This window comes from Saccharopolyspora sp., from assembly GCF_017434145.1.
Classification (GTDB): domain Bacteria; phylum Actinomycetota; class Actinomycetes; order Mycobacteriales; family Pseudonocardiaceae; genus Saccharopolyspora_C; species Saccharopolyspora_C galaxeae.
In genome coordinates this window covers 1-3,741 of record NZ_JAFRFW010000835.1, presented here as the reverse complement: position 1 = coordinate 3,741, position 3,741 = coordinate 1, and the positions used below count along the sequence as shown (strand labels likewise).

The window sequence follows — 3,741 nt, the reverse complement described above, 5'->3', positions numbered from 1 at the left end:
TCGAGGCGCTGCGCACCGGCGTGGCCGACGACCGCGCCGAGCCGCCCGCACCCGGTGTCGCCCTGGTCGGCGGCGGTCCCGGCGCACCCGACCTGATCACGGTGCGCGGGCGGCAGCTGCTCGGCCGCGCCGACGTGGTGATCACCGATCGGCTCGCGCCGCGCGAACTGCTCGAAGAGCTCGGGCCGCACGTGGAGGTCGTCGACGCCTCGAAGATCCCGTACGGGCGCGCGGCGAACCAGGACGTGATCAACTCGCTGCTGGTCGAGCACGCGCGGGCCGGGAAGTTCGTGGTGCGCCTCAAAGGCGGCGACCCGTACGTGTTCGGCCGCGGCTACGAGGAACTGCTCGCCTGCGTGGAAGCGGGCGTGGCGGTGACCGCCGTACCCGGCATCACCAGCGCGTTCTCGGTTCCCGCGGTGGCCGACGTGCCGGTGACGCACCGCGGGGTGGCGCACGAGGTCGTCGTGGTGTCCGGGCACGTCGGGCCGCACGACGAGACTTCACTGGTGGACTGGCCCGCGCTGGCGAAGCTCAAGGGCACGCGGGTGCTGAGGATGGCGGTCAAGCGCATCGGCGAGTTCGCGGCGGTGCTGCTGGAGCACGGCCGCGACCCGAAATCGCCGGTGGCGATCGTGCAGGAAGGCACCATGCGCACCCAGGCCACCGTGCGCAGCACGCTGGCCGAGGTCGCCGACGCCGTCGCCGAGCAGGACGTGAAACCCCCGGCCGTGATCATCATCGGCCCGGTCGCCGACCTGACTCCGCAGTCGCGGCGCTGAACTTCGAGTGAAGGAGCTCCGCACTCCATCTATCGGGGCGAACGACCCCTTCGCTCGGTTCCAGAGCCGACGCCCGACGTGCGCGGCCACCACCCGCCAGCCGCAACCCCGGAACAAACCCGCGTTGAGCGAGGGAGGCGCGGTGTGTCGGCCCGGGGTCAGCTCTCGGCGGGTTCGGCGCCGAAGCGGGTGCGGTAGTCGGCCAGCTCATCGTCGGTGATCTTCTTGAACAGCACCGGCGGGATGGTGAAGCCGGTGCCCGCTTCGACGAGGCCGAACGAGGTGGCTTCGTCGGTGGTGACCCAGCGCCGCGCCGGGTCGTCGGCGGCGAACGCCTCCCGCATCGACTGCGCCGCGCCCGGAATCAGCGGCTCCGAGACCACCGCGTACAGGTAGATCAGGTTCATCGCCGTGCGCAGCGTGAGCGCGGCGGCTTCCTGATCGGTGCGGATCTCGATCCACGGGGCCTTCTCCTCCAGGTAGGAGTTGCCCGCGCTCCACAACGCCCGCAACGCCTGGGCCGCCTTGCGGAACTGGTTGGCCTCCAGGTTGTCCTGGTAGTCGCCGAGCAGCCGCGCAACCTCGTCGGCCAGCCGCCGCTCCGGTTCACCCGGCTCGCCACCGGCGGGCACCTGCTCGCCGAACCGCTTGCGGCTGAACGAAAGCACCCGGTTGACGAAGTTGCCGAGGGTGTCGGCGAGGTCCTTGTTCACCACCGAGGCGAACAGTTCCCACGAGAACGACGCGTCGTCGGACTCCGGCGCGTTCGCGATCAGGAAGTACCGCCAGTAGTCCGCGCCCATCAGCTCCAGCGCCTGGTCGGTGAAGATGCCGCGCTGCTCGCTGGTGGAGAACTTCCCGCCGTAGTAGGTGAGCCAGTTGAACGACTGGACGTGGTCGACCTTCTTCCACGGCTCGCGGGTGCCCAGCAGCGTGGCCGGGAACATCACGGTGTGGAAGGGGACGTTGTCCTTGGCCATGAACTCCGTGTAGGTCACGTCGTCGGCCTCGTACCACCAGGACTTCCAGTCCCGCTGCTCCGGTGCCTCGTCGGCCCATTCCTTGGTGGCACCGATGTATTCGATCGGGGCGTCGAACCAGACGTAGAAGACCTTGCCCTCTTCGGCCAGCTCCGGCCAGGTGTCGCCGGGCACGGCGACGCCCCAGTCCAGGTCGCGGGTGATGGACCGGTCGTGCAGGCCTTCGGTGAGCCATTTCCGCGCGATCGAGGAGGACAGCGTGGGCCACGAGGCGCTGTTGTCGTCCAGCCACCGCTCGACCTCGTCGGTGAGCTTGGACTGGGTGAGGAACAGGTGCTTGGTCTCGCGCACTTCCAGCTCGGTGCTGCCGCTGATCGCCGAACGCGGTTCGATCAGGTCGGTCGGGTCCAGCACCCGCGTGCAGTTCTCGCACTGGTCGCCGCGCGCCCGCTGGTAACCGCAGTAGGGGCAGGTGCCGACGATGTAGCGGTCCGGCAGGAATCGCCCGTCGGCGGCCGAGTAGACCTGCCGCACCGCGTGCTGCTCGATGAAGCCGTGCTCGTGCAGCTTCCGCGCGAAGTGCTGTGTGATGTCGCGGTTCTGCGGTGAAGAGCTGCGGCCGAAGTGGTCGAAGGACAGCCCGAAACCGCGGTAGATCTCGGCCTGCACCTGGTGCTGCTGCGCGCAGAACTCGGCGACCGGCAGGCCCGCTTCGGCCGCGGCCAGCTCGGCGGGCGTGCCGTGCTCGTCGGTGGCGCAGATGAACAGCACCTCGTGGCCGCGTTGGCGCAGGTACCGGGCGTGGACGTCGGCGGGGAGCATGGACCCGACCATGTTGCCCAGGTGCTTGATGCCGTTGATGTACGGAAGCGCACTGGTTACCAGGTGGCGGGTCATGCTGGAAAGCTCCAATACCGTTTTCGGTGAGGATGGTCGCGCTCGTCGCGCGGGATGCGCGGCTTCCGGTCGGCGGGACGCCGGTCCTGCCTTCGGCAGAAGGCCTGCGCACGCGGCCGCGGATGGTAACCGCGAATCGGCGCCATCCTACCGGGCGGGCGGTCCCGTCCCGGCAGCCCTCGCGGTGCGGCGGCGATCCGGGGCGCGGGGAGTTCGCGCGTTCCCCGCCTCGGTGGCCGCGTCGCCGTCTAGTCTCCGCTCGTGGACGAACCGGGTTTCCTGCGCAGCACGCGCGAGTCGTACGACGTGCTGGCCGCCGACTGGGCCGGGCACTTCCGCGACGAGTTGGCGGGCAAGCCGCTGGACCGAGCGCTGCTGGCGGCGTTCGCGGAACTCGTCCCGGAGGGTGGTCGGGTCGCCGATGTCGGCTGCGGGACGGGCCGCACCACGGCGCACCTGCGCGAGCTGGGTTTGTCGGTTTTCGGGATCGACCTCTCGCCGGGGATGCTCGAGGTGGCCGCCCGCGCGCACCCGGACATCCGGTTCGAGGTGGGCTCGATGCTGGAACTGCCCGTGCCGGAAATTCCTTGGGCGGCGTGGTCGCGAGCTACTCGATCATCCACGTCCCGCCGGAACGACTCCCGGAGGCTTTCGCGGAGTTCCACCGCGTTCTCGCGCCTGGTGGCCACGTGCTGCTGGTCTTCCAGGTCGGCGACGAGCCGCTGCGCTTCACCGAAGCGTTCGGCCGCGCGATCTCGCTCGACTACGTCCGGTACCGGCCCGAGCACGTCGCCGAACTGCTGGCGGCGGCCGGACTTCCCGTCCACGCCCGGCTGCTGCGCGAACCCGTCGCGGGAGCGGAGCGAACGCAGCAGGGCTACTTGCTGGCGAGCAAGCCCGGCTGACCGCGCGGAGCTGCAGGGCGGCTCGAAGCACCTGCTGTGTCCACATCGGACAACGATGCCCCCGAAGCGTCCCCGCGAAAGCGCCCGCAGCGCGGCGGTGCTCTGCTACCTTGCCGCGTTGGCAGCGCGATCAGGGGGAGGGCCGAGTGACAGACCTGCGGAAACGTCCCGCCGTGT

The 3,741-nt window shown here is 70.1% G+C and carries 3 protein-coding genes and 1 pseudogene; 3 read left to right on the top strand and 1 reads right to left on the bottom strand.

What is annotated here, in order from left to right; translation table 11 throughout:
- On the top strand, window positions 1-782 hold a 782-nt coding region (gene cobA / locus IJH84_RS22700), incomplete at its 5' end, for a uroporphyrinogen-III C-methyltransferase (protein WP_295148797.1).
- A gap of 158 nt (window positions 783-940) precedes the next feature.
- On the opposite strand, the gene metG is transcribed toward cobA, so the two are convergent.
- Window positions 941-2,659 carry a methionine--tRNA ligase gene (metG, locus tag IJH84_RS22695; RefSeq protein ID WP_295148793.1) on the bottom strand — a complete coding sequence of 573 codons (1,719 nt, stop codon included), beginning with the start codon at window positions 2,657-2,659 and terminating at the stop codon, window positions 941-943.
- A gap of 261 nt (window positions 2,660-2,920) precedes the next feature.
- On the opposite strand from metG, the pseudogene IJH84_RS29360 reads away from it, so the two are divergent.
- Window positions 2,921-3,181 (top strand): annotated as a pseudogene (locus tag IJH84_RS29360) (class I SAM-dependent methyltransferase); the annotation flags it as partial.
- A 74-nt stretch (window positions 3,182-3,255) separates the two neighbouring features.
- A complete protein-coding gene (locus IJH84_RS29355) occupies window positions 3,256-3,564 on the top strand; it encodes a hypothetical protein (protein ID WP_367269074.1) in 309 nt (102 codons plus the stop codon).
- Window positions 3,565-3,741: the final 177 nt, after the last annotated feature.